The following is a 6,192-nucleotide window of genomic DNA, read 5'->3' as shown; positions in this document are numbered from 1 at the left end:
TACACCCGGAAAGGACTCCCTCGCCCCCCACCTCTCGCAGGCTCCCGGCGGGCCCCGGCGAGGGGGCCCGCCGCGAGCGTCAGGGATCCAGGAGGTCGGCGAAGGTCGCGGCGATCGACGTCCACGACCAGCGCTGCTCGACCCAGGCGCGGCCGGCCGCGCCCATCGCGCGGGCCCGCGCCGGGTCGTCGAGCAGGCCCGACAGCGCCTCCGCCACCGCCCCGGGCGAGCGGGGGTCCACGACGTGCCCGGTGACGCCGTCCCGCACCGCCTCCGGCGCCCCGCCCGACGTGCCCGCCACGACCGGGCGCCCGCAGGCGGCGGCCTCGAGGAAGACCATGCCCAGGCCCTCGACGTCCAGCCCGCCGCGCCGGGTGCGGCAGGGCATGGCGAAGACGTCGCCGGCGGCGTAGTGCGCGGGCAGCTCCGCGTGGTCCACCGGGCCGGCGAGGACGACGGAGCCCTGCAGCCCGCGGGCCTCGATCGCGCGGCGGAGCTTCCCCTCGTCCGGCCCGCCGCCGACCAGCAGCAGCCGGGCCTCCGGGTGGCGGGCGAGCACCCGCGGCCACCCCGCGACGAGCACGTCCTGCCCCTTGCGGGCGACCAGCCGGGAGACGCAGACCACCACCGGCGCGTCCCCCAGGCCGTGCCGCTCGCGCACCGGCGTCCCGTCCACCTCCGGCGTGAACCGGGCGACGTCCACCCCCGGGGAGAGCTGGGCCAGCCGGGTCCGCCCCCCGAGCGGTGGCGCGAGCCGGTCCCGCGTGTACTCGCTGATGTAGGTGAGGACGTCGAGCCCGGCGGCGATCCGCTGCATCAGCTGCCGGCTCCCCGGCAGGGCCACCCACCCCGTCTCGTGGCCGTGCGTGGCGCCCACCAGGTGCCGGACCCCGGCGGCGCGGAGCGTGGGCGCGAGCAGCCCCAGCGGCGCCGCGGCGCCGAAGAAGGCGGTGTCGCAGCCGTAGCGCCCTACCAGGTCCACGGCGACGCGGGCCGTCGCCCGGGTCGGCAGCAGCATGCCGGTCGGGCGGCGCACCACCGGGTACGGCAGCCCCGCGTCGTGCCCCGCCGAGCCCGGGGCGTCCGACGCGAGCACCACGAGGGAGTCCGGCGGTCGCCGCTCCAGCAGCGCGGCGACGAAGGTCTGGATGCCGCCCTGCCGGGGCGGGAAGTCGTTGGTGACGACGAGCGTGCGGCTCACGAACCCTCCAGGCGGGCCCAGTCCTGAGCCATCGCGATCCGCTCCGCGGTGGTGGGGTGGCTGCCGAAGAACCAGTGCCAGGCCGCCGGAGGATCGGGGTCGCCGAGGTTGGTCGCGGCGAGCCGACGCTGCATGTCGATGAACGCCTCCGGGTCGCGGGTGAGCTCGAGGGCGTGCACGTCGGCGCGCTGCTCGATCTGCCGGGACACCAAGTTCTGCACCGGTGTGCCGAGCAGGCCGCCGACGGCGACGAGGAACAGCAGCAGCGGCACGACCCGCGGGTCACCGGGCCGCTCGGCCCCGGCCCGGCGCAGCAGCGGTGCCCAGGTCAGCAGCCAGCCGAGCAGCGCGGTCGCCGCGCCCGCACCCAGCGCCCCCATGAGCGTGCCGGTCAGGACGTCGTCGGCCGCGACGTGCCCCAGTTCGTGGGCGACGATCGACTCGATCTCCGCGTCGGGCAGCTCCCCGAGGAGCGTGTCGTAGACCACGATGCGCGGGGTGGACCCGAAGCCGGAGACGTAGGCGTTGAGCGCCGTCGTCCGCCGGGACGCGTCGGAGACCAGCACGTCCTGCACCGGGGTGCCGTTCTGCTCCGCGAGCGCCAGGAGTTCGCTGCGCAGCTCCCCCGCCGGCAGGGGATCGAAGGTGCTGAACGCCGGCTCGATGACCACCGGGTACAGGAACGAGCCGGCGACCACCAGGCCGGAGACGGCCGCCCCCGCCCACGCCCACCACGTGCGCGGGGCCCGGCGAACCAGCCAGAGGAACGCCAGCACCACGACCACGGTCAACGCCACGCTGATCGCCAGGGAGACCGCGACGTCGCGCAGCCAGAGCCACCACCCGCGGGTGGAGAGGCCGTAGCGGGTGCGCACCGACTCGGCGTAGGCCGAGAGCGGCAGGGTGGCCAGGCGCCCCAGCAGCAGGAGGACCGGCACCCCCACCAGCACCTGGACGAACCACCGGTCGCCCACCCGCGCCGCGACGGCCTGCATCAATCGGGCGCCCAGCGGGGTCAGGCCGAGCACCGCCGACACCCCCAGGCTCAGCAGCAGGGAGACCAGCGACGCCGGCCGCAGCGCGGCCGCGAACGCCTCGGCGCGCTCGATCCGGGCCGGGTCGAGGCCGGCGGTGGGGTCGGGCTCGGTGTAGCCGCCGGGCGGCTCCGGCAGGACGGTCCACGGGGTGCGGACGGCGATCACGACGACGACGGCGATCCCGAGGAGGGCCGCGGCCACCAGGGCGGCCCGGCGAACGCTCACCCGGCCGATCCTAGTGAGCCGACGCCGTCGTCCTCGCCTCCGGACAGGCCGGCCGACAGAGGTCGGGTGGCGGTCAGCCGGCGATGCGACGGGCTCCGTTGTAGTTGCCCATCGAATCCAGGCTCGCCACCTTCACCGGCTGGCCGGAGGTCGAGGCGTGCACCATCTGCCCGTTGCCGATGTACATGCCGACGTGGCTGACCGGGCTGTAGAAGAACACCAGGTCACCGGGCTGCAGCTCGCTGCGCGAGACGGGCTTGCCCATCTGGCTCTGCGACCGGCTCGAGTGCGGGAGCGTCACGCCCGCCGCGGCGTAGGCGTAGGAGGTCAGGCCGGAGCAGTCGAAGGCGTTGGGCCCGCCGGCGCCCCAGACGTACGGGTCGCCGAGCTGGGCCAGCGCGGCGTTCACCGCGGCCTGGGCCGCCGAGCTCGGCGCGACGACGCCGCTGGGCGCCGGGAGGCCGGCCCCGCCGTGCGCCTGCGCCACCTGCTCCCGCTGCGGCGCGGTGAGCTCCTCGTAGCGGCGCTGGTACTCGGCGATCTTCGCCTCCAGCTCCTCCTGCCGGGCGGCGATCTCCTCCACCGTCCGCTGGGCGTCCGCGGCGGCCTTCTCGGCTGCCTCGCGGGACTCCTCGGCGTCCTCGGCGGCCTGCGACACCTCGGTGAGCACGTCGTTGGTGTGCCCGGCGATCGCGTCGAGGGTGCCCAGCTGGTCGACGAGCTGGTCGGCCGAGTCGCTGGTCAGCAGGACGTCGAGCGGCGACATGCCGCTGCCGGTGTAGGCGCTGCGGGCCAGCCGGCGGATGTGCCCGTCGAGGGAACCGAGCCGGGCCTCCGCCTCGGCGGTGGCCTCGCTCGCGGCCTCCGCGTCGCGCTGGTGGCCGGCGAGGACGACCTTGGCCTCGTTGAGCTCCTCGGAGACGACCTCGAGCTCGTGGCTGGCCCGGGCCACCTGGGCGGCGACCGCGTCGGCCGTGCCGGGGACGGCCGACGCCGTGCCCGGGAGGAAGGTGACGGTCATGGCCGCGGCGGCGGTGACCAGCAATCCGGAGCGGAGGGGCCCGGAGCGACGGGCGCGGGAGGAGCTGCACCGGTCGGCGGTGCCGAGCTGTTCGGGGGCGTGCGTCAGCAGTGCGTGAGGGGTCGCCACGTGCGGCGGCTCTCCGTTCTTCCTCTGCAACCGCCGACCGAGTTAGCTGACGGGTTCGGGCTGGGAAGACTGGCCCTATCCCCCGCGCACCGGCGGGCCGGCTGCGGGAGAACTCACCCCAGAACTGCGGTGGGTCCCCGGTACACCTCCGGCGCCGGTGGTGCGCGCCGTGCGGTGATTAGGCGGTGTCCGGTCGAGGCCATCCATCGACGGATGACGACCACCCGGCCGAACGGCGTGAACCCTAACGATCGTGATACCTGCGTGACAAATGATCACTGGAGGAACCCGGCGTGAGGGAGATCCCCAGGTCAGCGGCGCGCCTCCCCGTCGGAGGCTCCGCTGCGGGGCAGAAGCCCCGGTCGGCGCGGTCCGGGACGTCAGCCCGTGCGCCGTCCGCGGGACCGCTCGCCGTCGTGACCGCCGGCCCCGTTCGGGTGACGCAGCGGGGGCACCAGGCCGCCCTCGGCGAGCGCCCGCACGGCCCGGCGCTCGACCTCGTCGAACTCCACCACCACCCCCGGCGGCGGGACGACGACGTCCTCGGCGGCCACGGCGGGACCACCACGGGCCGCCCGCCCGGTCATGGGCACGACGACCGGGTCGACCCCCTGCCAACCCGGCGGGGCGCCGAGCAGCACGGTGACGACGCAGTCGGCGCAGCCGGTCCCGCGGGCAGTGCAGGTGTCGCAGTCGATCAGCATCGCTTCTTCTCCTCCGTGAGTCGCTGCGCACGCTAGGAGGGGTCACCGACATTTCCGGCCGCGCGACCAGGGAACGGGTGCATCAGGTGCCGGCGTACTCCCAGTGCCAGGGCTCCTCGCGCCCGTTCCCCTGGTCGGCCCAGGTCGGGTGCAGGTAGCCGAACCGGCCGGCGTTGGCCTCCATCCACGCGTACTGCGGCGTCCCGAAGGACTGCACGCCACCGCACAGGTCGACCGCCAGGCCCCAACCGTGGTTGCTCGTGCCCGGCACGGCGGCCAGCGCCGGCTTCTCCCCGTACAGCCGCACCTGTGACGCATAGGTGCGGTACGAGTCGGTGATGCACAGCGGGCGGCCGAAGGCGGCCTCGTAGGCCGTCGCCATGGCCCGGTAGGCCGCGGCCGCGTCGCACCTCAGCGAGTGCCCGCCCACCCCCAGGGGGCACATCGCGCTCGGCGGTATCAGGCCGTTCGGGTAGCCGCCCCAGGCCCGGCCGCCGTCGTAGCTGGGCGGGTAGACGGTGTTGCCGCACTCGCTCCGCAACGCCCCCGCGGCCGGCTCCGGGACGGGGACGCGGGCCCGCTGGCCGAGGACCGGGCGACCGATCCCCATCACCTGGTCGCCCGGCAGCGTCCGCACGACGACGGCGCCGGCCCGGGCGTCCGCGGTGACCATGGTCCGCGTGTCGAGGGCGATGCCCACGTGCCCCAGCCCGCCCTCCGGCGAGCCCAGGAAGACCAGGTCGCCGGGGAGCACGTCGGCGGGGTCCACCGGCACGGTGCGGGCGAACAGGTCGCCCTGCGTCGCGGGCAGGGACAGCCCGGTCCGGCCGTAGGCCACCTGCACCAGGGCGCCGCAGTCCCAGGAGTCGGGCCCTGCCGTCCCGGGCGCGTACGGCTGCCCGAGCGCCTCCATCGCCCCGCCGACCGCCGTCAGCGTCTCCATCGGGAGGACGAGCATCGAGGTCGGGCGACCGGGCAGCTGGGCGACCCCGCGCTGGGCGCCGCCCCCGCTCGCAGCCACCGGCACCAGCCGGTCGGGCAGGGCCAGCTCGGGGTCCTGCAACGCGGCGGCGGGCACCTCCGCCAGCCCGGCCGCGCGGAGCTGGTCGACGTAGGCCTGCCAGCTGGCCGCCGTCTGCTCGTTGACCGTCGTCTGCTCCCGCTGCAGCGCCGCGAGCTGGCCGTCGACGACGGCGAGCACGTCGCCGAGCTCCGCGGTGACCGCCTCGGCGGCCGCCTCCAGATCGGCCACCCGCGCCGCCACCTCGTCGGCCCGCACCTGGGCCCGGTCGAGGGCGGCCTGGGCGTGCTCCCGCCGGTCGAGCGCGCTGCGCCGGTGGCTCTCGGCGACGCCGATGACCTGGGCCGCGTGGGCGTCGACCACCTCGAGGAAGCCCATGCCGGACAGGACCTCTCCGGGGTCCCCGCCGTTGAGGAGCAGGGTGAGAGCCGTGACGGAGCCGCCGTCCCGGTAGACGGCGGCGGCGTAACCGGCCACCTCGCGCTGGTGCCCGGCCAGCACGCCCTGGGCGTCGTCGAGCACCGCCTTCGCCTCGTCCACCGACCGCTGCGCCTCCGCGAGCGCCTCGCGCGCCGCGACGACCTCCGCCTGGCGGGCCCGCAGGTCGTCCTGCACCTCCGCGGCCCGCCGCTGCAGGTGGTCGAGGTCGCGGCTCTCCAGCACGCCCGACGTGCCGCCCGGCTGGTCGCTCGGCGCGGCGGCGACCGGCGCACCCGGCAGCAGCACGAGGGCGCACGCGGCCAGCGTCGCGAGCGCCACCCGCCGGCGGACCGGGCCGGGCGGGCGCGACCAGTAGCGCGCGGGCATCGCCGACCACCTCCGAGGGACGGGCCGGTCGCGCGGGGCGACGGGCG

Annotated in this window: 5 protein-coding genes and 1 riboswitch; all 5 genes read right to left on the bottom strand. The window is 76.2% G+C overall.

The annotated features are described in order from the left end of the window. Positions 1–79 precede the first annotated feature (79 nt). The 5 genes from ACI792_RS16500 to ACI792_RS16480 all read right to left on the bottom strand — a co-directional run bounded on the left by ACI792_RS16500 (position 80) and on the right by ACI792_RS16480 (position 6,145). Entirely contained in the window at positions 80–1,201 is a 1,122-nt protein-coding gene (locus ACI792_RS16500; protein ID WP_456603543.1) for a glycosyltransferase family 4 protein, read from the bottom strand. After that, on the bottom strand, positions 1,198–2,463 hold the full coding sequence (locus ACI792_RS16495; protein ID WP_456603542.1) for a M48 family metallopeptidase: 1,266 nt from the start codon (positions 2,461–2,463) through the stop codon (positions 1,198–1,200). The genes ACI792_RS16500 and ACI792_RS16495 overlap by 4 nt, the downstream gene beginning before the upstream one ends. Before the next feature lie 73 nt (positions 2,464–2,536). Continuing rightward, positions 2,537–3,613, bottom strand: a complete 1,077-nt coding sequence (locus ACI792_RS16490) for an NlpC/P60 family protein (protein WP_456603541.1) — start codon at positions 3,611–3,613, stop codon at positions 2,537–2,539. A 16-nt stretch (positions 3,614–3,629) separates the two neighbouring features. After that, a riboswitch (cyclic di-AMP (ydaO/yuaA leader) is annotated at positions 3,630–3,777 on the bottom strand. Between the two features lie 216 nt (positions 3,778–3,993). Then, positions 3,994–4,317 (bottom strand): hypothetical protein, encoded by a 324-nt coding sequence (locus ACI792_RS16485; RefSeq protein WP_456603540.1) that lies wholly within the window; start codon positions 4,315–4,317, stop codon positions 3,994–3,996. Positions 4,318–4,399: 82 nt separating this feature from the next. After that, the gene (locus tag ACI792_RS16480) at positions 4,400–6,145 is read right to left on the bottom strand and encodes a D-alanyl-D-alanine carboxypeptidase family protein (protein ID WP_456603539.1); all 1,746 of its coding nucleotides are present in this window, start codon (positions 6,143–6,145) and stop codon (positions 4,400–4,402) included. Between the last annotated feature and the right edge of the window lie 47 nt (positions 6,146–6,192).

Source organism: Blastococcus sp. SYSU DS0669 (assembly GCF_054050895.1).
The sequence above is the reverse complement of the archived record's forward strand: the minus strand, read 5'-3'. Positions and strand labels throughout refer to the sequence as shown.